Genomic DNA, 19,597 nt, shown 5'->3' on the forward strand with positions numbered 1-19,597 from the left:
TAGTTAAGGTAAACAGGAGACCCTTATTTTGGGTCTCCTGTTCTAGGTTAATTATTCTTAAGCTCTGTGACAGCTTCACTCATATCCAGCACCTTCACATCTGGTAGGGCAGACTCCACGATGCTGCTACCCGCTGCCGAGCGATAACCACCAGCGCAATGCACTACCACCGGTTTGTCAGTAGGAATCTCCTTCACTCTTTCGCGTAGCTCCGGCAATGGAATGCTGATAGCATTATCAAAGAACTTACCACTTTTCACTTCTGATGTGTTGCGGATGTCCACAATGGTATAGTCATCTTTGTTCTCTTCAAACGTTTTTCTGTCAAAATTGTCGCTCGTTTCGCCGTCCTGCTGATCGTATACAAATGCGCCCTTAATCAGGAGTTCGTAGCCGATTTTAGCAGCCTTGGAAATCAATTCCTTCAACTCCTGCTCACTTTCAGCCACCAAGTAATAACTTTCCTCTGGGCCAACGATGCTGCCCAACCAAGTTTCAAATTTGCCACCGTTCTGTATGTTGATGGCTCCTTTGTAGTGTCCTTGCTTAAATATTTTTTCGCTGCGGGCATCTACTATCACAGCACCGTCTTCCGGCTTGTAGTTCTTCTCCAGTTTAGCGACACCTTCCACGCTTGGATTATAGTCAGGCGCGCCCTGCTTGTTCAGGCTCACATCGTAGCCAAAATATTTTGGGATAAAGGGCTGGTCTTCTGTCAATACTTTTACAAACTCGTCTTCGCTCATAGGCTTCAGGGCATAGTTTCCCAGCTTCTCATCACCGATGGTACTGCTGTTGGCATCGCTCAGGCCTTTACCGCAAAGCGAGCCTGCCCCGTGTGCTGGATACACAACCACATCATCGGCCAGCTTCATCAGCTTTTCACGGGTGCTCTTATACATCTGGCGGGCCAGTTCCTCACGCTTGGCCGTTACGTTACCGGCACTCTCGCGCAGATCCGGGCGGCCCACATCGCCAATAAACAAGGTATCACCCGTAAACACGGCTTTATCCTTGCCCTCGTGCTCCAGCACTATGCTGATTGAGTCGGGGGAGTGCCCCGGGGTGTGCAGCGACTTCAGTTTTACTTCACCTAGCTGCAATTCTGCGCCTTCGTCAAACGCTTTGTGCGGATAGTCGGCACCTACCAGGCTGTGTGTGTAAATGGTAGCGCCGGTTTTCTGGTGTATCTCCAGGTGCGAGCTTACGAAGTCAGCATGGGGGTGCGTTTCAATCACCCCTACAATTTTGGCGTCGTGCTCTTTGGCGTAATCATAGTAGGGCTGCGGGTCGCGGGCCGGGTCAATCAATATTATTTCCTTTTCGCTTTCGCTTAGGATAGCGTATGCATAATGGGCTAAGCCTTTGTCTTCAAATTGTTTGATTTTCATAGATTTTCTTATTTTTTGATATTGATTTAATTTCTAATGCAAAGTTAAAGCGTACGCTAACTAAGTTCAGTGATGTTTGTCACACAACTAATTGTACTGTACATGCTTCAAATTTGATGTGTTTATAGTCATTGTGCATCACTCATAACATAAAGCTGATAGCTAAGCTAGGTGTAGCCTAGAAGTTAAGCTGCGTTACAAAGTTTACATTGTGAAAGTTGGTGTTGTAGTACATGGCTTCGAGCGGCACATCTGATCCTGGTGATGCTCTTCCTACATAAAGCAACCGAAAGTTCAACCCTTTCAGCACAGGTTTTGCAGGGCTATAACTTATGTCAGCTAACCAGCCAATATAAGGGACAGCTCTATACTTGTTGTGAATATAGTTCTCACTGCCAGGCAACCAGGTCTTGGAAGCAGCTGCTTCTATAGAGAGCCTATCTGACCAGCGTTTTTTTACTTTTGCCACCAGCAGGTCTGATTTACCTGTGCCTTCCATTCTGCCTCTGGAGAGGGTGGCGAAGAACTGCTCACGGCCCCATTCACGCGGAAACAGGAAGCGCCCATCTCCATCTATGTGCAGGTAATTAAGTGATGTGTTCCAGCTTCCGGGCTCGTATGCTAACTGACCACCTACCAGCCATTGTTGCTGATCCGGGAAATAGGTATGTGCTTCTTCCGGACTGCCCCCATTGCCTACTTGCATTTGGTAAAGCCCTTCTATACCTGCTTTCACCTGCGGTATTATTTCTATAGTTGTCCGACCATAGCTGGTGTTCGATACATTCTCGATCCAGTAGTTCCATACTTCTGCGTTAAAGCCGTGATGGGATTGATCTGAGTTAAGCTGTAGACCAGTTACGGCAACACCTTTGGTTTTAGTATGGTGGGCATAACCGGATTGATTGCCTTGTATATCAAATCCTGCAGGAAAAGTACCGATGGATTCACCCGCTTTAAACCATTCTACTGTACTTCTGGGGGAGAAATGATCAAACCAGGCGAGTGTCAGCAGCGCTTTTTCCTGTACTGGAAACCGAAAACTGATACCCTGAAAGGAGTATGGCTTCATGCGGGTATCTTGCGGGTTCATCAGGGGAGAAGTGAAACTAAAACGGCCAGCTTTTGCGTGCAGCCAATCTGTTTTGTACTCCAGGTATAGTTCGTCCAGCCGGTCCAGGTCGGCTTTGTTTTCCGGGTCTTCTACATCAAAAAGCTCCAGCTCCAGCTTAGGGTGTTTGCCTGTTACAGGGTCCTGGTGTGCCATGCCCGATGAGAACAGGTTATAGGTAAACAACCCGGCAAACCCTAGTCTGAAACCATGGAAGGGAGCTGTCTTATAGGCTATTTCTGCACCAATGGCATTGGCATAGTTATCAGAGAGTTCGCGGTGGTTCCAGGTAGCCATAAAGTAATTCCGTACATGCCCGTGCACTGTGCCTTTTGTAAAAAGCTCCTGTACATTATTTACCAGTACAGTATCTGGTTGATGTGCTTCGTGGTGTTTTTGGGCAGAGGCCGTACTCCAGGCCATACTGGCAGCAAATATAGCCGCCAGTTTAAATGTATTACGCATCGTATTTAGTGTAAAAAAGATGTGCAGCCGGAGCTGCACATTGAAGAGAAAGGATATTAGTTAAGATGATAGGTCATCAGAGGACGGATGCAGTGGTTTACAAGCGTTTCCGCAACGCTGCCATAGAACAGGTGGCTGATGCCTTTTCTGCCATGCGTACCGATCAGCACCAGGTCCATTTCAGATACTTCGTTAAAGCTGCGCACTCCCGCCGGAACCTTATAGTTGTGGTGCAGGTGCAGTTCGTAGTTTTGCAAGTTCAACTGCTCCGCGAAATCCTGCATTTTACCTTTCAGTTGGTTTAACCTGTTTTCATCTTCCTTGTTTACAATCTGCAACAGGTGCAGCCTGGCATCAAAAAGTTGCTGCAGCATTTTAATAGTTGCCACACTTTGCTCTGGTTGCTTTTCTGCTTCAAAGTCAGCTACCCACAACAAGTTCTGGATAGGGGTGATGGCTGCATTCTTGTGAACGGTGATAACTGGAATGTTGGTATACCTGACCACGTGCTGCGCTTCTGAGCCTGATACTTTCTCCAGCCAGCCATCAGCTCCATCTGTGCCCATAATCACCAGGTCAATGCTTTTATTGTTGGCATAGTCAGCGAGCACTGTGGTTAATCCACCAAATAGTACTTCGCTGGTAAAGCTAAAATCAACGTGCTGTTTCAGTTCTGCAAATTTCTGTTCTGCCAATTGCTGCTTTTGCTTTAGCTCACCTTTGTTTACTGTTTCTGATGCATCTACAGAACCGGCCCATTCAGCGGAGTTTACCTCTATGACATGCACCAAGTGCGTGTTAATGGGCGTCTTGTCCATCAGGAAAGCCAGAAATTCGATTGCTCTGTAAGACACCGGCGTGAAATCAACCGGTACCATGATGTCTAATTTATCTTTCATTTGAGTAGTGGCTGTCAGCCTTTATTTTAGTTTTTTGCTTTTTATGTTCTCTTATTTATTCATCTTCTTTTGAGCAACCATTCTGGTTACAAAGCCAGCACCGCTGTGATAGGCGCCTTCATGCAGTTGTATGTCTATCTCCTGTAGCAATTTTATATCAAGCAGTCTGTAGTCATCCTGTAGCATTTCGGCGGTATAGAGCATACTTTCATCTTTTGGTCCGCCGGAGCTATAGCTCAACTGATTTGGGTGGAAAGCTTCCAGTATCACAGTGCCTCCGGGTTTCAACCATTCAATTACCTTCTGATGCAGTTGCTGGCGCAGTGCGGGTGGGAAATGGGCATGAATCAGTGCCACTGCATCCTGGCTCTCAGGCTCACAGGAGAATTGCGCTGCATCAGTTACCTGGTAGTTGATGGTTACGCCACGCTGTTCTGCCAACGCCATGGCCTTTTTGTGACCTGCTTCACTGAAATCAAATGCTGTTACCTGCCAGCCTTTCAGAGCCGCATAGACTGCATTCCTGCCTTCTCCTTCGGCAGGTAATAACAACTTTCCGGGACGCAGGTGCTGTAGTTGCTCCCTGAAAAATTCGTTCGGCTCAGCGCCGTATACCATTTGATTCTGGCTGTAGCGTTCGTTCCAGAAGTCTTTCATAGTCATGCTTTTTAAGTTATGTGATACAAAGATGGGGTATAGCCTGCCTTGGTTCAGTGACATTGGTTACACAAGCCTTTTCTTTTTGAATAACAAGCAGACAGGCAATAAAAAAGGCTGTACTTTTCAGCACAGCCTTCTGATAATAATCTTTGGTCGAGTATTCGCTAGAGCTTGTTGATAGCAGTTTTTAGCTTCTGGCTTACTTCTTCTGCTAAAGAAGAAAGGTTTGGGTTGTCTACGGCAGCCATTGTCTCCATCGGGTTGACTGCGGTTACTTCCACTTCTCCATTTTCATGTTCCTGCAGCAGCACATTGCAAGGCAGCATGACGCCAATGTTGGGCTCCTGCTGTATGGCCTGATGTGCCAGCTTGGGGTTACAGGCCCCTAGTATCTTGTAGTTTCTGAAATCTACCTGCAGCTTCTCTTTGAACTTCTCTTTCAGGTCTATTTCACTGATTACGCCGAAGCCTTCCTGTTGCAGCGCTTCCTTTACTTTGGTGGTGGCATCTTCAAAAGAGCCGTTTATTTTCTTACTTAAGTGGTAACTCATAGCTTATTGTTTCTTGTAGTGTTTAACCGCTTACGTGTGTCATAGGGTGTTGATGTCGGCCACATCATAAGCAGGGCAATGTCCGACTGAACTTGTAAGCGCAAAGATGGTGGCTAGGCCACCTAATGCAATAGCAGCTGGTCCTTTCACTGTTTTAGTTGCAATGAGAGCTGCCGCGCCCGCTGCCAGTGTAGACCGGACAATCCGGTCTGCTGTGCCCATGTTCTTTGTCATAGCTTTCTATTTAAGTGGTTCTGATAATCAACGCTAATTAATTAGTTAACGCAGGGATTCTAGGAGTGTTCCAGGCCAATAAAATCATTGCCACACAGGTAAGCGCCGGTACTTTATGCTTTGTAGGAGAAAATGTGAGCTGAACAACACATCTTAACCCGCTTAGTAAATTAGGGTAAGTGGCCTCTCCACTAAGGTTCTGGCAGTGGTACTCCTTGAAGTCAATGCAAATCTGCTCTGTCAGATCAGCAGGCTTGATAGAATCTTTGCCGACGAACGCCTTGAAGTACTGCAGGGAGGGAGGCTGTAGCCAGACGCTTATCCTTCATGGGATAGCTCGCCACGAAATGCTCCTAGTAGGAGTGGAGATTGATGCTCTTCTGCAGTACGGTCCCGAAGTCATGCTCGGAGCTGTTAATCTGCAGCTCCCGCTTGGAACGGATACTCTCTGCCAGCCTGGTGGTGTCCTTGTTGTGCTGCTTCTCAGTTTCGTCCTTGGGTAGCTTGTAGGTGTAGAGTCTACAAAGGAACAGGTAACAATCGGATAACGGAAATTACGCAAACAAGTGCAAACAATGCAAAGGAAATAGTCGGGAAAGGGCTTAAAAATAAGAAAGGAAGGCGTTTCTGCCTTCCTTTGGTTTCTCATGTTTGCGGGCTTTGTAGTCCGTAGGGGAATCGAACCCCTGTTGCCAGAATGAAAATCTGGAGTCCTAACCCCTAGACGAACGGACCATTCTGTCGTATTGTGGTGCAAATATAGAGAGCCGGATTTATTTTGCAAAACCCTAAGATGGCTTTTTAGATAAAAAATGAGCCAGTTAATGTAACTGGCTCATTCTGAAGAGCAAAAATTTTATCTATAAACACTGTGTCAACACATAGTTTTATTCTGCTTTCAGCGAGTAGACCGGGTTGGCCATGGCAGCCCGAATAGCTTGGGAACTCATTGTTACGAGGGCAATGAGCAAGGTAACCGCTCCAGCCAATACAAAAGGCCAATAGCCAATGCTGATGCGGTACAGAAAACTCTGCAACCACTCGTCCATCAGGTAGTAGGCCACAGGGGCAGCTATCACAAAAGCAATCAGCACCAGTTTCACAAAATCCTTCGAAAAAAGCAGTGTGATGTCAAAAATGGAGGCCCCCATCACTTTGCGTATACCTACTTCCTTGGTGCGTTGTGCCGCCATAAAAGCCACCAGACCATAGAGCCCAATGCAGCCGATGAGTATGGCTATGAAGGCAAATGTACGGAAGAGTACCTTTTGCCTGGTTTCCTCCTTGTAAAAATTTGCTATCGTTTCGTCTAAAAAAGTATAGTTAAACACATCATCCGGGTAAGCTTTGTTCCATACACTCTCCAGGTGCTTAGTAGCTTGTTCGATGTTGTTCAAGTCTATTTTAGCCGTGGCGTAAAAGTACTGTTTGTGGTAACTCGTAAGCAGGGCAGGGTCTACGGGGTCACGAAGAGAATTTTGATGAAAATCCTCTATTACGCCCACAATGGGATAGTACTCTCTGCTGTTAAAGGATATCTTTTTACCGATTGCATCTTGTGGGCTTTCTATACCAAGTTTGCGGCGCATCGTCTCATTGATGACAAATTCAATAGTGGTATCGCTCTTAGACAATGTCCTACCTGCAATGAGCTTTAAATCAAAAGTCTCGAAATAATACTCATCCACAAATTTGGCATTCGCATTGACATCCACTCTTTCGCTTGAGTGATTGTAATAGAAGCCGGTGCCCATGGTCAGGTCAGAAGAGGGCGGGGCAGTGGCGAAACTGACATTGATAACTGCGGGATTTTGAAGCATTTCATGGCGATAAGGCATCAGTTTATTAGCTTCCTCGCGAGGCAGGCCCATTTGGATTATACCGTTTTTGTCGAATCCTAAGGGTTTGTTAAACACATACTGCATCTGCTCTGTAACAATCAGAGTGCAGATGATGAGCACCTGGCAAATAGCGAATTGCAACACTACTAGTACACTACGCAACGAAAAGCCTGCCACCTGCTGCACCGCCGCTCTGCTTTTAAGCGCCGCAATAGGCTCAAATCGAGCGAGCACCAATGCTGGGTATAAGCCTGAGAAAATAGTCACCACCAACACCTCCAGCACCAGGAACAGCAGTATCTGCGGGTTCTGGAAAATGTCGAATGTTAACTTCAGTTCTAGCAGGTCGTTGAGGTAAGGCAGTGCCAACTCAGCCAGAATTATGGACAACAAAGTGGCCAGGATAGTAATGCAAAGCGTTTCGCCAAAGAATTGCAGCATGATTTGCCATTGATTGCTGCCCATTACTTTGCGTACACCTACTTCTTTTGCCCTTTTTATGGCCTGTGCAGTAGCTAAGTTTATAAAGTTGATACAAGCCGTCAGCAACAGGAAAATGCCCACCAGTGCCATGCCAAAAATATATTGCATGGTTACGTTGCGACCTGCCAGGTTGAAAAGCTCATCGTTATAGTGGAGGTCGCCCAGGGGCTGCAGCACAAAGTCTGTGTCTTTGGCTTTTCGTTCTGGCATGTGTTGTTTTACAGTGGCGTTCAGCTGTTTTTCCAACTCAGCAGGATTGGCGTTCTCCGGCATCGTAATGTACAGGTTCTGGTAACTGAACGAGTAATTCCAGGAGGTGACGTCGAAGGTGCTGTATTTTTCCAGAGAGGCATAGGAAAAGAAAGCGCTGAACGGAAAATCTGTATTAGGTGGCATATCAGGTATAACTGAAATCACCCTGGCCGTAAGCCTGTTGTTAAGCTTTAGAAACTTGCCTACTGCATCTTCACCCGGAAAGTATTTGGATGCGATTCCCTGCGTCAGTACCACCGTATTAGGCTCTGCCAATCCTTTCAGCAGGTTTTTATCTGCCGGCACAAAATCAAAAATGGTAAAGTAGGCAGGCTCTACAAAGGCAATCCGAACATCCTCCAGATAATATTTAGCAATTTCACCGTTGGAGCGCACGATGGTGAATTGCGGGTCTTCCTCGACGAAAACTTCTGCATGCGCTTCTATACCTGGGTTGTTCTGCTTCAGCACATCACCTACCGGGAAGTATACAGAGGGTTCAATAAATCCTTTCTCACTGTTTGGGTACGACATGGTTACGCGATAAATGCGGTCTGCTTTGGTATGAAAGGTATCATAGCTCAACTCAAATTCTATCACCAGGAAGAGCAGAATGCTGCACGTGATGCCTAAGGCAAGTCCTGCAATGTTGAGTACGCTGTAGCTCCTGTTGCGGAGCAGTGACCGGATTGCAGTCAGGAAATATAGCTTGAGCATAGGAAAGCAGGTTTAGTGATTGTAGTGGTATTTTCCATAGTCTTTGTTTACCAGGGGCATGAAAGGTGGCTGGCCTTCAGGTATAGCCTATGCCATTGCTGTGCCAGTCGCCAGAAAGGGTTATTCTGATACAATATAGGTATAGCTACAAGCTACGCTGTCCATGTGCGGACAAAAAGTGTCCGGGATTGGACATAGAAATGAGGTAAGAGTTCTGAAAATATCTTAAATTAACCTTAGAATTGTCTGGCATCATTTTTCTATACTGCTGTACTTAAATATAACGTCTGCCATGGAACAGAACCTGGGAAAGATACTTGTAATCGACGACAACGAAGATGTGTTGTTCTCGGCCAAAATGCTGCTTCGCAAGTATGCCAAAGAAGTGGTGATGGAAAAGAACCCGAAAAAGATTCCGTTCCTGGTCTCTAACGAAGAGTTTGACATCATCCTGCTGGACATGAACTTCAGTCAAGACATCACAAGCGGGCAAGAGGGCTTCTTCTGGTTGAAGGAAGTCCTCAAGTACGACCCATCGGCGGTGGTGATTATGATTACAGCTTTTGGGGATGTGGAAATGGCGGTGCGCGCCTTGAAAGAGGGGGCCACCGACTTCGTACTTAAGCCTTGGCAGAACGAAAAACTGGTTGCCACGCTGACGGCGGCATCTAAACTGCGCAACTCCTACAAAGAGGTTAATCAGTTGAAGGTGGCCAACCGCACACTGTCTGCCGAGCTGCAAACGCAGCAGCCCATCATCACAGGGCAGAGCGGAGCCATGCGCAGCCTGTTCTCCATCATTGACAAAGTAGCCAAAACCGATGCCGATATCCTGCTGCTCGGCGAGAATGGCACGGGCAAGGAAGTCATTGCCCGCACCATACACCAGCGTTCCTCCAGAGCCGACAAGGTGTTCGTGACCGTGGACATGGGTGCCGTGACGGAGTCGCTGTTTGAGAGTGAGCTATTCGGGCATAAGAAAGGCGCCTTCACGGATGCCAAGGAAGACCGTATCGGTCGGTTTGAGGCGGCCAACGGAGGAACCCTTTTTTTGGACGAGATTGGCAATCTATCGCCTTCCCTGCAGAGCAAGCTGCTGACGGTGCTGCAGCGCCGGGAAGTGATACGCGTGGGAACGAATAAACCTATACCCATTGACGTACGCCTGATTTGTGCAACCAACATGCCTTTGATGGAAATGGTGCAGCGGCACGAGTTCCGGCAGGACCTGCTATACCGAATCAACACGGTGGAGTTGAACCTGCCCCCTTTGCGTGACCGATTGGAGGATATTCCTTTATTTGCGGAGCACTTTCTGCAGACCTACTCCCAGAAATACAAGCAGCCACTGAAGCGGCTGTCGGAGGAGGCACTGGCCAAGCTGCGACGCTATACCTGGCCTGGAAACGTGCGGGAACTGCAGCATGTTCTGGAGCGCGCCTCCATCATGAGTGATAACCGGGAACTGCAGCCGGAGGACTTCTTCTTCCTGCCAGAGGAGAAAGCGCAAACCATCACGGTTGCCCAGGTAGCGGAAACGCAGAACCTCGAAGATTTGGAGCGGCAGGCGGTGCAACGGGCCATGCAGCTGCATGAAGGCAATATATCGAAGGCTGCCAAAGAGCTTGGCCTGTCGCGGGGAGCCCTTTACCGTAGACTGGAGAAATATGCGCTTTAACCATTATAGGCTGCAGGTGGTGCTGCGGCTGGCTTTGCTAGCGCTGAGCATTTTCCTGTTGAGTCGCGTTGGCTTTCAGCCGGAGTACAGGGGCACGTTTGTAGGTATAGCCCTCCTGATTCTGTTGCAGGTGCTGCTCCTGATACGCTTCCACGAACGCACCAACAAACAGTTCATCCGATTTCTGCATTCCATCAAACACGACGATTTCACAGAGCTCATACCGGCGCATACAGGAGGCAGGCTGCAGCAGGAACTGGCAGCGGGTATGAACGAAGTGATGGCCAAGTTCCGGGATGTGCGCGCGGAGAAGGAGGCGCACCTGCACTATTATGAGGTGATTGTGCAGCACGTAGGCACCGGCATCATCACCTACAAAACCGATGGCACTATTCTACTGATGAACAATGCCGCCCGGAGATTGCTGCAGGTAGGGCAGCTGCATCAGGTACAGGACCTTGAGTCGGTGAGTACGGACCTGGTGCATCGGCTGCAGGAACTGGCGCATACCGAGAAAGCGCTGGTACCCCTGCGACAAGGCGGGGGTGTGGCTAACCTGTCGGTGCAGGTGATTGAACTGGCTATGCTGGGAGACAAAGTCAAGCTGGCATCTATTCAAAACATACAGCGTGAGCTGGAGGACAAGGAGATGGAGGCCTGGCAGAACCTGATAAAGGTGCTGACGCATGAAATCATGAACTCAGTCACTCCCATCGCTTCGCTCTCGGCGAGTGCCTCAGACGAAATCAGTGGCTACGTGGAAGATACCACAGCCGAAGAGATTACGGTGCTGAAAGACGAGCTCCTCGATATACGGCAGTGCCTGCAGACCATCAGCCGCCGCAGCGATGGGCTCATCCATTTCGTGAACGATTTCCGGAACCTCACACGCCTCAAAACGCCGGAACTTAGTCTGATAAACGTAGGGGAACTGCTGCGGGAAATAAACACTTTAATGCGGGAGCAGCTCGCCCAGCAACGCATTGACTTTCACTTGGAGCTACCCTCAAGCAACCTTCTCCTGACAGCCGACCGTGGCATGCTGGAGCAAGTGCTCATCAACCTGATTAAGAATGCCATAGAAGCCGTGCAGGAGAAAGAGCAGCGGCAGATTGTGGTGAGGGCGAATCTGGACGAACGCAGCCGTGTATGTATTGAGATACAAGACAATGGAGAAGGTATGACGCCGGAGGCTACCACTAAAATCTTCATCCCCTTCTTCACTACCAAGCAATCCGGATCAGGTATAGGGTTGAGTCTGTCCCGGCAAATCATGCGCCTGCACAAGGGCTCCATCTCGGTGCAGTCTGAACTCCACAAGGGAACCACCTTCATTCTCCGCTTCTGACCAGCCTCTTTTCTGAATATTTTGGGACGGACGGTCTGCTTGGCAAGCATTGAACGTATAGGGTAGCAGGAGCAGCATTATTCTAAATATGAGCAGTGTGTTTGTAAGTGCGGATTGTTCGGCAGGCTATGTCGCGAACATCCGGATGGAAGAGGAGTCGTTTGTGATAGACGAATCAGGTATAGAGGAAGGCGTGAAGACAGGCCCAGACCCGAATGATTACCTGATGAGCGCATTGGGTGCCTGCACCGTCATCACGCTGCACATGTATGCCAAGCGCAAGAACTGGCCCCTAGATAGGGCAGAGGTGCTGCTCCGAATGGAGCCGCTTGATTCAGGCACATTGCCAGAGCCGGAGGCGTTTGCCGGCAAGCGATTGCTCGTCGTGAAGAGGCTTCGGTTGTTTGGAGACCTGAGTCCGGAGCAGCACAAGCGCCTGGAGGACATTTCTTCACGCTGCCCGGTACAGAAAACCCTGGAAGCAGGAGTGGCCGTCCACACGATTCTGGAAGTGCAGGTATAGGTATAAGTATAGCCTCAGTTGCTCAGCTGCGGCTCCAACTCAAAGTACTCTTCCAGCGTCAATTCACCGAAGGCAGGCGCGATGCAATCCTCCTTGGTCACTGCTAGCATAAAGGCCAGCTTGTCATACAGGCTGCGGCTCACCACCTTGACCATGGGGAGCAGGGGCTCCACGAAGTGGAAAGGGAGCTTAGGGATTCTACCAACATAACGGGCCGCCTCGCAAGCTATCTGCACCAACTCCAGTCGCGTATACGTTCTTTTACCACCTAGCGGGATGACCTGATTTGGCTGTCCTATGCTGGAAACGACTGCCTTGGCCACATCTCCTTCAAAGATTGGGTTCGTCCGTTTGTCCCCGGCTCCCAAGGCGGCCACCCTGCCTCTGCGCGCAAACGCCATTATCTCCTCGAAGATTGAAAAGAGAGCCGTGGGCTGCAGTATGGAATAGGTGATACCACTTGCCTTCAGGGCGTCTGAAAAATCGGCGTGTGCTTTGAAATAAGCCAGGTGCCTGTGCTCTTCTGCTCCAAAGGCTGAAATGTAGATGAATTGACTTGCGCCTGCCTGCTTAGCCTCCTGCAGCAGGTTCAGGTTTGCCTGGTAATCTACTTCCTGAAAAGAGACGTTGTTCTGGTTGCGAAGGCTCACACTCTTGCCGAGGGCAGAAATCACCACATCAATGCCGGCACAACATCCATCCAATGACTCGGGCCTGGTGGCATCGGCAAGGACGAGTTCCTCAGGGTCGGGGAAAAGGGCTTGTGCCCGCTTGAGGTTTCGGGCCAAGGCGCGCACCTCGTACCCTTGCTGCTTGAGTTCCCGGAAGATGTACTTCCCCAATTGGCCTGTGGAGCCAGCGAGTAAAATCTTTTTCATAGTAGGGGTTTAATTTCGCGTGTCTGAATATAATGGATAACAATGTGATTAGCAACATATTGTAGAAAAATATATGTCACTTTCTTCATCTGAGGGAGGAGCAGCTTAATTTTTCCTATCTTCGAAAATCAAGACGAACCCGTGCTGTCTGCCTTGCCAGGCTATGCCGGATTATAAAAAAACGCTTCATTATGCTTCTGAGAAATACATTGGGCGGCTTGCTGGCCGCAGTGCTGACCTTGGGTATAGCAGGCTGTGTGCCTTTGGAACAGCAAGGCCAAACCAGCGCTGGCAGTACGCAACAGGCAATCCGCTACGAGGACTTTGTGTACGATACGAGTATCAAGTCTGTGCAATGCTACCGGGCTACCGGCGGTCCTGAGGCGGTGCTGGAACCGGCGGTGATTTCGCTGGGCCAGGAGCAGCCTATCTTACTGGAGTTCGACCGGCTGAACGCGGGGCCACAGCGGCTTGTGGCGAAGCTGGTGCACTGCAACGCCGACTGGACTCCTTCTGGCCTCAACGAGACGCAGTACCTCAACGACTTCAATGAATACTTTCTAAACGATGTGCAGAACTCCATCAACACGCGGGTGCCTTACGTGCATTATCGTTTTCGGGTGCCCCGTGTGAAGCTGAGCGGCAACTATGTGCTGCAGGTGAGCGAGGAGGGAGGCAACCTGTTGCTGACGCGCCGCATCCTGGTGTACCAGAATCTGGTTGCCGTGGGCGCCAAGCTGGGAGCGCCTACAGGTCCCGATGGCAAAACCGCCAGGCAACCGGTGGAGTTCAACGTGTTCTACAAAGACTACGCGCTGGTGAATCCTTCGCAGGAGGTGAAGGCCGTGATGCGGCAGAACCACCGCTGGGATAACATGAAGGTATACCCAAAGCCGACTTTTGTGCGCGACGACCAGCGCCGCCTGGAGTATGTTTTCTTTGAGCCGAAAGACCACTTTCTGGGTCTGAGCGAGTTCCGTCCGTTCGATACGCGCAGCATTCGCTTCAAGGGTTTGGGTATTGACAACATTAACCTTGAGACAAACCCCGTCGAAGTGATGCTACAGGCCGACAGGAGCAGAGATGGGCAAGCGTATAGCCAGGACCCGGATGTGGATGGAAAGCAGCTTTTTGGCAACCGGGAGTACGGCAACTCCATCGTGAATGCCGACTATACCTGGGTGGACTTCGAACTGCGCACAGGGGAAGTGAGCAACGGCAGTGTGCACATCATCGGAGGCCTGACCGATTGGCAACTGACCGACGAGAGCCGGATGCGCTATGATGCTGAGAGGCAGGCCTATTCCGGGCGCTTGTTGCTGAAGCAAGGCTATTACAACTACTATTATGCGCTCAAGCCCAGCAACAGCCAGCAGCCGGATGCCAGTTACTTTGAGGGCAGCCATTTCGCTACAGGGAACACCTATGATATCCTGATATATTATCGTCCGCCGGGTTCCCGTGCCGATTTGCTCATAGGGTATGAGGAGATATCGTTCAACAGAAGATAAGGCAAGGTATAGCGATGGACATACAAGAGGCCTACAACCAATGGGCAGCCCAATACGACAGCAATCAAAACAGAACCAGGGACCTGGAGGCAGTGGCGCTGCGCGAAGCATTGGTTTCCGTGCGATTTGATAGCTGTCTGGAAATTGGCTGCGGGACGGGGAAGAACACTGTATGGCTAGCGAGCAAGGCGCAGCAGGTGACGGCCGTGGATTTTTCTGAAGAGATGCTGGCCAAGGCAAAGGAGAAAGTCAGCTCGGAGCGGGTGAGGTTTGTACAGGCTGACATCACAGGTGGCTGGACCTTTGTGGAGCAGCAATACGATTTAGTGACTTTCAGCCTGGTACTGGAGCATATCGAGCAACTGGACCATGTTTTTGTGGAGGCTGCTAATGCACTAAAACCAGGTGGGCATGTATACCTGGGTGAACTTCACCCCTTCAAACAATACGCAGGCACCAAGGCTAGATTCGAGACAGAAGCAGGGCGGCAGGAGCTTATCTGCTATACCCACCACATCTCTGACTTTTTGCAATCGGCCAGAAAACACGGATTGACTCTGGTTGAGCTGAAGGAGTATTTTGATGATGGCGATAGATCTCAACTGCCCCGAATCCTGACGTTCCTGCTGCGGAAGGAGGTTTAGCTGTTCAGTATAATGAGGTATTTGACTAAAAGCTAGTGCTTTGTTATAATGCAAGAGGTTTTCAAACGACAGTTGATTCTAACAAAACCTAACATGCATGCTTATCAACTTTTTGTGCTAACACAACAGTGCAGCAACTATAAGATTCAAATTAAGACCATACCCAATTCATAGAAATGCAGAGTAATAGAAATAGTGCACAGCAGTCTAAAATGAAAAAAGTAGAACTTGCCATGAAGAAAGCTGTTGTTAGAGGGTTGCTTAGAGTAAAAGATTCGATTAGTACTAATAAGTTATACAGAATGTCGACAAGCCTTTCTGACAATCAGGTTTATCCTGATTTTTGTGCAAAGGCAAACATTGATGCAGCTTTGTTTTCTAATTTCAGAAGAAATGAGGTTTACTGTCTAACACTGGAGCATGTATCAGAAGAATATGGTAAGCTATATCTCGATACCATACTTAAGGAGAATGTGCACTTATTAAAGAGCATTGAGCTCTTCAAAGAAAATGATGTTTGGGGCAATCCCCGTGTTTTTGAATACGAAAATGTTGGAAAGATTTCCCCCACGACACTGCGGTATATAAAGGTACTGTCTGATTTGCTAAAGTTATTCAGCGGTTTAGATGGGATGAAGATTTGTGAGATAGGTGTAGGGTATGGAGGACAATGTAGAATCATTGATTGTGCAACTTCTCCTTCCGCGTATACTTTAGTTGACATAAAGCCTGCGCTGATGCTTACACAGCGTTATCTAGACAATTATATCCTGGATTCTGTCTTAAGTTATAAGACAATGAATGAGCTTAAGGTTGAAACCTATGACTTAGTGATTAGCAATTATGCCTTCACTGAGCTGCCGAGGAAGTTCCAGGATGTATATTTAAAAAAGATAATACTGAATTCTAACAGTGGTTATATCACATATAATGAAATTACTCCTGAAGCCTTTGAATCTTATAAGAGAGATGAACTGCTTCGTATCATACCTAACTCCTACATCATTGATGAAGAGCCTTTGACACATGCCAAGAACTGTATCATAGTCTGGAACAAATACAATTAGGATTCTTCTGTAGCTCTATCATTCAGTATAAGCACTAAAAGAAGCCCCCTTGGTTACCAACCAAGGGGGCTTCTTTTTATTTGAAATTCTCTCTAGTGCAAATTGACTTTACACGTTGAAGCGGAAGTGCATGATATCGCCGTCCTGAACCACATAGTCTTTGCCCTCTACCGCCATTCTGCCGGCTTCTTTTATCTTGGCTTCTGTCTTGTATTCCTGGTAATCCTTGAGTTTTATTACCTCGGCGCGGATGAAGCCTTTCTCGAAGTCAGAGTGGATAACACCTGCAGCTTGAGGGGCTTTCCAACCTTTCTCAATCGTCCAGGCGCGTACTTCTTTCACGCCTGCGGTGAAGTAAGTGATAAGGTTCAGGAGGTCGTAGGAGGCACGGATGAGCTTGTTCAGGCCAGACTCCTTCAAACCATATTCAGCTAGGAACATCTCTTTCTCTTCTGGGTCTGTCAGTTCAGCAATCTGTGCCTCGATGGAAGCAGAAATCAGCACCACCTGCGCGTTTTCGTTTTTCACGTGCTCCTCCAGCGCCTTTGAGTACTCGTTACCAGAAAGCATGGAGTCCTCGTCCACGTTGGCGGCATATATCACGGGCTTGTCGGTGAGCAGGTTCAGTTCGCTTACCGTTTCTTTGTCGTCTTCAGTGGCCTCCAGGCTGCGGGCATTCAGGCCCTGCTCCAGGTGGTTCTTGTATTTTTCCAGCGACGCTAACTCTTTTTTGGCCTTGGCGTCACCGGCTTTTGCTGAGCGCTGCACCTTCACCATCATTTTGTCGATGGACTCCAGGTCTTTCAGCTGCAGTTCGGTATCAATGATTTCTTTGTCGGAGATGGGGTCAACCTTGCCGGCCACGTGCACAATGTTTGGGTCTTCGAAGCAACGTACCACGTGTATGATGGCATCCACCTCGCGTATGTTCGCCAGGAACTTGTTGCCAAGGCCTTCTCCCTTGCTGGCACCTTTCACCAGGCCGGCTATGTCTACGAACTCAATCACGGTAGGCAACACGCGCTGCGGATTCACCAGCTCCTCCAGAATGTTGAGGCGCTCATCGGGCACAGTGATGACACCTACGTTCGGCTCTATGGTACAGAAAGGATAGTTGGCAGATTCTGCCTTGGCGTTAGAAATGGCGTTGAACAAAGTAGACTTGCCCACGTTTGGCAGTCCCACGATTCCGCATCTTAGTCCCATTGATTATTTTGGTTTATTATCAGGGCGCAAAGATACATATTTTCAACGAGTATTGGAGGAGAGCGTTTGATACTTTGATGCGAGGTGAGAGCAGGTATAGGTATGGGTATAGGTATGGGTATGGGTATGGGTATGGGTTTGGGTATAGGGCAAAAAAAAGCCCAAGGTTTCCCCTGGGCTTTTTAGTGTATGGTTATAAACCGTGAGTTATTCCCACTTCAGTTCTTCGTCAAACGATACCTCCGCCTCAGCGACTACAGCCACTGGGGTGGCTTCTTCGGACTCCACGGATGCCTCTAGGGCCGCTAGCGCCTCTTCTGTCAGAAGCTCGGATTTCACGTGGTCAATTGTGCCTTGCAGTGCTTCCAGAAACTTCGCGAAATCCTCTTTGTATAAGAAAATCTTGTGTTTCTCGTAAGAGAAGCTCTCATCCTTGAACTTTCTTTTACTCTCCGTGATGGTTACGTAAAAGTCATTTGAGCGAGTTGACTTCACATCAAAGAAATACGTTCTTTTCCCGGCTCTTACTCTTTGGGAATAAATCTCTGCTTTTTCGTTGTTCTCTTCCACCGTTTATAAGACGTTAAATTCAACCTTGTGAACCTAAAAGTAACATATTGTTTCGATATATAAAAATTTTCGAATTTAAAATTCACCAAATAAACACCCTATAAATAATATACTCTATATTTGGAACGGACCAAATATAGTATAGTATGAATATATGTTCACTTATACTAGTATTTCTACTGAATTACCTGCCGAGCAACGCTCTCTATTCAGCTGAGGGTAAGGCCTCTTTCTACGCCGACCGCATGCACGGGCAACGCACCGCCAGCGGCGAGCGCTACGACAAGACAAAGCTGACCGCCGCACACGCGACCTTGGCTTTTGATACCCATGTGCGCGTGACCAACCGCAAGAACGGCAAATCCGTTATCGTCAGAATAAACGACCGAATGCCCAAGAGCCGCCTCGCCACCATTGACCTATCACGAACCGCCGCACAGCAAATTGATTTGATACAGACAGGTATAGCCGCCGTGAAGCTGCAGGAACTCGATGCTGCCGAAGTTGCGCAACAAGATGCGCCTGCCGACGTTTCAGAGGTAACCCTAGCCAACAAGGACTGACGCCAAACCATGAAAAAACCCCTCACACTTGCCGACGTTCAGAAATTCGAGAACATGGAGTTTCTGGCCAAGCAGTTGGTGGAGGGTTTTATCACAGGCTTGCACCAGTCACCGTACCACGGCTTTTCAGTAGAGTTCTCAGAGCATCGCCTCTATAACAGCGGCGAGAGTACCCGCCACATCGACTGGAAGGTGTTTGCCCGAACGGACAAGCTGTTTGTGAAGCGATTTGAAGAGGAAACCAACCTGCGCTGCCACATGCTGTTGGATGTATCTCCCTCCATGTATTATCCTGTCGAGAACCGGGGCAAAATCACGTTCAGCATCCTGTGCGCTGCTGCCCTGGCTACTCTGCTGCGCAAGCAACGCGATGCCGTGGGCCTGGTCACCTTTGCCGATACCATCAAGCAGCAGACGCCCGTCCGCTCCACCGCCTCGCACTTGCATACCTTGCTCTTGTTGTTGCAGAAGCAGTTGGAAGAGGAGCCGGTGCGGGTAGAAACCAATGTGCCGGAGGTCATCCATCAAATAGCCCAGCAGATACAGAAGCGCTCTTTGGTGGTCATTTTCAGTGACATGCTGGGCCGCCATGAGAACAGCGATGCCATTTTTGCCGCACTGCAGCACCTGAAGCACCAGAAACATGAGGTGCTCATCTTTCATGTGATGGACCGCAAAACAGAAGAGGAATTCGATTTCGCTGAGCGGCCCTACGTGTTTGTGGATGTGGAGACGGGGCAGGAACTGAAACTACAGCCCTCGCAGGTGAAGGAGCATTACCGCAACGCCGTGGCTACCTACAAGCGTGAGCTGGAGCTAAAATGCGGTCAGTATAAGATTGATTTCGTGCCGGTGGACATCACCGAACCCTTCGATAAAGTGCTGTACGGATACCTGGTGAAGCGCGCTAAGGTAAGGTAACTATACTTGCAGTCATAAAAAAAGCTTTTTCAGTAGAGGGGAAGTAGACGCCTCTATTGGAACAGCTCTTGTATTATATGGCAG

At 48.8% G+C, this 19,597-nt stretch carries 18 protein-coding genes and 1 tRNA gene; 8 read left to right on the forward strand and 11 right to left on the reverse strand.

Annotated features, from left to right (window positions below; all coding sequences use genetic code 11):
- Positions 1–47: 47 nt before the first annotated feature.
- The 8 genes from B051_RS0108330 to B051_RS0108370 form a co-directional block, all read right to left on the reverse strand.
- A complete protein-coding gene (locus B051_RS0108330) occupies positions 48–1,391 on the reverse strand; it encodes an MBL fold metallo-hydrolase (protein ID WP_018477739.1) in 1,344 nt (447 codons plus the stop codon).
- A gap of 178 nt (positions 1,392–1,569) precedes the next feature.
- Complete coding sequence (locus tag B051_RS0108335; protein ID WP_018477740.1) at positions 1,570–2,967, reverse strand: hypothetical protein; 1,398 nt, start codon at positions 2,965–2,967, stop codon at positions 1,570–1,572.
- A 56-nt stretch (positions 2,968–3,023) separates the two neighbouring features.
- The gene (locus B051_RS0108340) at positions 3,024–3,866 is read right to left on the reverse strand and encodes a universal stress protein (RefSeq protein WP_018477741.1); all 843 of its coding nucleotides are present in this window, start codon (positions 3,864–3,866) and stop codon (positions 3,024–3,026) included.
- Between the two features lie 51 nt (positions 3,867–3,917).
- Positions 3,918–4,529: a class I SAM-dependent methyltransferase gene (locus B051_RS0108345; RefSeq protein WP_018477742.1), complete on the reverse strand. Its 612-nt coding sequence runs from the start codon at positions 4,527–4,529 to the stop codon at positions 3,918–3,920.
- A gap of 161 nt (positions 4,530–4,690) precedes the next feature.
- Entirely contained in the window at positions 4,691–5,077 is a 387-nt protein-coding gene (locus tag B051_RS0108355; RefSeq protein ID WP_018477743.1) for a DUF302 domain-containing protein, read from the reverse strand.
- A gap of 39 nt (positions 5,078–5,116) precedes the next feature.
- Positions 5,117–5,311 (reverse strand): YgaP family membrane protein, encoded by a 195-nt coding sequence (locus B051_RS22180; RefSeq protein ID WP_071594865.1) that lies wholly within the window; start codon positions 5,309–5,311, stop codon positions 5,117–5,119.
- Positions 5,312–5,974: 663 nt separating this feature from the next.
- Positions 5,975–6,046: transfer RNA gene (locus tag B051_RS0108365), tRNA-Glu, on the reverse strand.
- Positions 6,047–6,198: 152 nt separating this feature from the next.
- Positions 6,199–8,604, reverse strand: a complete 2,406-nt coding sequence (locus B051_RS0108370) for an ABC transporter permease (RefSeq protein WP_018477745.1) — start codon at positions 8,602–8,604, stop codon at positions 6,199–6,201.
- Between the two features lie 292 nt (positions 8,605–8,896).
- Here B051_RS0108370 and B051_RS0108375 point away from each other — a divergent pair, with 292 nt between their 5' ends.
- From B051_RS0108375 to B051_RS21085, 3 genes are all read left to right on the forward strand, one after another.
- A complete protein-coding gene (locus B051_RS0108375; protein ID WP_018477746.1) occupies positions 8,897–10,282 on the forward strand; it encodes a sigma-54-dependent transcriptional regulator in 1,386 nt (461 codons plus the stop codon).
- On the forward strand, positions 10,272–11,630 hold the full coding sequence (locus tag B051_RS0108380; RefSeq protein ID WP_018477747.1) for a sensor histidine kinase: 1,359 nt from the start codon (positions 10,272–10,274) through the stop codon (positions 11,628–11,630). Before B051_RS0108375 ends, B051_RS0108380 begins: the two co-directional genes overlap by 11 nt.
- Before the next feature lie 88 nt (positions 11,631–11,718).
- Positions 11,719–12,153, forward strand: a complete 435-nt coding sequence (locus B051_RS21085) for an OsmC family protein (RefSeq protein ID WP_018477748.1) — start codon at positions 11,719–11,721, stop codon at positions 12,151–12,153.
- 14 nt (positions 12,154–12,167) lie between these two features.
- Here the strand turns inward: B051_RS21085 and B051_RS0108390 are convergent, their stop codons facing one another.
- Positions 12,168–13,031 (reverse strand): SDR family oxidoreductase, encoded by an 864-nt coding sequence (locus tag B051_RS0108390; protein ID WP_018477749.1) that lies wholly within the window; start codon positions 13,029–13,031, stop codon positions 12,168–12,170.
- Positions 13,032–13,222: 191 nt separating this feature from the next.
- On the opposite strand from B051_RS0108390, the gene B051_RS0108395 reads away from it, so the two are divergent.
- The 3 genes from B051_RS0108395 to B051_RS0108405 all read left to right on the forward strand — a co-directional run bounded on the left by B051_RS0108395 (position 13,223) and on the right by B051_RS0108405 (position 16,253).
- The gene (locus B051_RS0108395; RefSeq protein WP_033316765.1) at positions 13,223–14,542 is read left to right on the forward strand and encodes a type IX secretion system plug protein; all 1,320 of its coding nucleotides are present in this window, start codon (positions 13,223–13,225) and stop codon (positions 14,540–14,542) included.
- Positions 14,543–14,556: 14 nt separating this feature from the next.
- Positions 14,557–15,186, forward strand: a complete 630-nt coding sequence (locus B051_RS0108400; RefSeq protein ID WP_018477751.1) for a class I SAM-dependent methyltransferase — start codon at positions 14,557–14,559, stop codon at positions 15,184–15,186.
- Positions 15,187–15,398: 212 nt separating this feature from the next.
- Positions 15,399–16,253, forward strand: a complete 855-nt coding sequence (locus B051_RS0108405; RefSeq protein WP_211214326.1) for a putative sugar O-methyltransferase — start codon at positions 15,399–15,401, stop codon at positions 16,251–16,253.
- 108 nt (positions 16,254–16,361) lie between these two features.
- On the opposite strand, the gene ychF is transcribed toward B051_RS0108405, so the two are convergent.
- Positions 16,362–17,459 (reverse strand): redox-regulated ATPase YchF, encoded by a 1,098-nt coding sequence (gene ychF / locus B051_RS0108410; protein ID WP_026236273.1) that lies wholly within the window; start codon positions 17,457–17,459, stop codon positions 16,362–16,364.
- Between the two features lie 207 nt (positions 17,460–17,666).
- Positions 17,667–18,029, reverse strand: a complete 363-nt coding sequence (locus B051_RS0108415; RefSeq protein WP_018477754.1) for a DUF3276 family protein — start codon at positions 18,027–18,029, stop codon at positions 17,667–17,669.
- Positions 18,030–18,175: 146 nt separating this feature from the next.
- On the opposite strand from B051_RS0108415, the gene B051_RS21090 reads away from it, so the two are divergent.
- Together B051_RS21090 and B051_RS0108425 are read left to right on the forward strand one after the other, a co-directional pair.
- Positions 18,176–18,592 carry a septal ring lytic transglycosylase RlpA family protein gene (locus B051_RS21090; RefSeq protein ID WP_018477755.1) on the forward strand — a complete coding sequence of 139 codons (417 nt, stop codon included), beginning with the start codon at positions 18,176–18,178 and terminating at the stop codon, positions 18,590–18,592.
- Between the two features lie 9 nt (positions 18,593–18,601).
- Positions 18,602–19,513 carry a DUF58 domain-containing protein gene (locus tag B051_RS0108425; protein ID WP_018477756.1) on the forward strand — a complete coding sequence of 304 codons (912 nt, stop codon included), beginning with the start codon at positions 18,602–18,604 and terminating at the stop codon, positions 19,511–19,513.
- Positions 19,514–19,597: the final 84 nt, after the last annotated feature.

This window comes from Pontibacter roseus DSM 17521 (assembly GCF_000373265.1).
Taxonomy (GTDB): Bacteria; Bacteroidota; Bacteroidia; order Cytophagales; family Hymenobacteraceae; genus Pontibacter; species Pontibacter roseus.

What these genes read in the sequence shown, in the direction of transcription:
- ychF (WP_026236273.1), bottom strand. Translation starts at nt 17,459, where the DNA reads ATGGGACTAAGATGCGGAATCGTGGGACTGCCAAACGTGGGCAAGTCT.
- B051_RS0108395 (WP_033316765.1), top strand. Translation starts at nt 13,223, where the DNA reads ATGCTTCTGAGAAATACATTGGGCGGCTTGCTGGCCGCAGTGCTGACC.
- B051_RS0108400 (WP_018477751.1), top strand. Translation starts at nt 14,557, where the DNA reads ATGGACATACAAGAGGCCTACAACCAATGGGCAGCCCAATACGACAGC.
- B051_RS0108335 (WP_018477740.1), bottom strand. Translation starts at nt 2,967, where the DNA reads ATGCGTAATACATTTAAACTGGCGGCTATATTTGCTGCCAGTATGGCC.
- B051_RS22180 (WP_071594865.1), bottom strand. Translation starts at nt 5,311, where the DNA reads ATGACAAAGAACATGGGCACAGCAGACCGGATTGTCCGGTCTACACTG.
- B051_RS0108355 (WP_018477743.1), bottom strand. Translation starts at nt 5,077, where the DNA reads ATGAGTTACCACTTAAGTAAGAAAATAAACGGCTCTTTTGAAGATGCC.
- B051_RS0108370 (WP_018477745.1), bottom strand. Translation starts at nt 8,604, where the DNA reads ATGCTCAAGCTATATTTCCTGACTGCAATCCGGTCACTGCTCCGCAAC.
- B051_RS0108425 (WP_018477756.1), top strand. Translation starts at nt 18,602, where the DNA reads ATGAAAAAACCCCTCACACTTGCCGACGTTCAGAAATTCGAGAACATG.
- B051_RS0108330 (WP_018477739.1), bottom strand. Translation starts at nt 1,391, where the DNA reads ATGAAAATCAAACAATTTGAAGACAAAGGCTTAGCCCATTATGCATAC.
- B051_RS0108375 (WP_018477746.1), top strand. Translation starts at nt 8,897, where the DNA reads ATGGAACAGAACCTGGGAAAGATACTTGTAATCGACGACAACGAAGAT.
- B051_RS0108380 (WP_018477747.1), top strand. Translation starts at nt 10,272, where the DNA reads ATGCGCTTTAACCATTATAGGCTGCAGGTGGTGCTGCGGCTGGCTTTG.
- B051_RS0108390 (WP_018477749.1), bottom strand. Translation starts at nt 13,031, where the DNA reads ATGAAAAAGATTTTACTCGCTGGCTCCACAGGCCAATTGGGGAAGTAC.
- B051_RS0108345 (WP_018477742.1), bottom strand. Translation starts at nt 4,529, where the DNA reads ATGACTATGAAAGACTTCTGGAACGAACGCTACAGCCAGAATCAAATG.
- B051_RS0108405 (WP_211214326.1), top strand. Translation starts at nt 15,399, where the DNA reads ATGAAAAAAGTAGAACTTGCCATGAAGAAAGCTGTTGTTAGAGGGTTG.
- B051_RS21090 (WP_018477755.1), top strand. Translation starts at nt 18,176, where the DNA reads ATGAATATATGTTCACTTATACTAGTATTTCTACTGAATTACCTGCCG.
- B051_RS0108340 (WP_018477741.1), bottom strand. Translation starts at nt 3,866, where the DNA reads ATGAAAGATAAATTAGACATCATGGTACCGGTTGATTTCACGCCGGTG.
- B051_RS21085 (WP_018477748.1), top strand. Translation starts at nt 11,719, where the DNA reads ATGAGCAGTGTGTTTGTAAGTGCGGATTGTTCGGCAGGCTATGTCGCG.